This window comes from Maribellus mangrovi (assembly GCF_037646455.1).
Taxonomy (GTDB): domain Bacteria; phylum Bacteroidota; class Bacteroidia; order Bacteroidales; family Prolixibacteraceae; genus Draconibacterium; species Draconibacterium mangrovi_A.
Genome location: NZ_JBBIXN010000015.1, coordinates 1 through 580 on the forward strand (window position 1 = coordinate 1; position 580 = coordinate 580).

Annotated in this window: 1 protein-coding gene; it reads left to right on the forward strand. The window is 49.0% G+C overall.

The annotated features are described in order from the left end of the window. Positions 1 to 580 (forward strand): HYR-like domain-containing protein (locus WFY05_RS22240; protein WP_340115147.1); only part of this gene is annotated, 580 nt, incomplete at both ends.

The window sequence follows — 580 nt, forward strand, 5'->3', positions numbered from 1 at the left end:
ACTACAGGAGACCAGGTAATCACTATCTACGACGATACTGCACCTACACTGATCGTTCCTGTGGAGGCCAGTTTCGAATGTGAACTTGGCGATGCAGGTACAGCTACAGCAGAAGATAACTGTGATGATGCACCTGTGGTAACCTTTACGGACAGTCCTGATCTGGATGAGTGTGGTCTTGGCCTGATCATCCGTACATGGAAAGCCGAAGACTGTGCCGGAAATACTACTACAGGAGACCAGGTAATCACTATCTACGACGATACTGCACCTACACTGATCGTTCCTGTGGAGGCCAGTTTCGAATGTGAACTTGGCGATGCAGGTACAGCTACAGCAGAAGATAACTGTGATGATGCACCGGTAGTAACCTTTACCGACAGTCCTGATCTTGACGAGTGTGGTCTTGGCCTGATCATCCGTACATGGAAAGCCGAAGACTGTGCCGGAAATACGACAACAGGAGACCAGGTAATCACTATCTACGACGATACTGCACCTACACTGATCGTTCCTGTAGAGGCCAGTTTCGAATGTGAACTTGGCGATGCAGGTACAGCTACAGCAGAAGATAACTGTG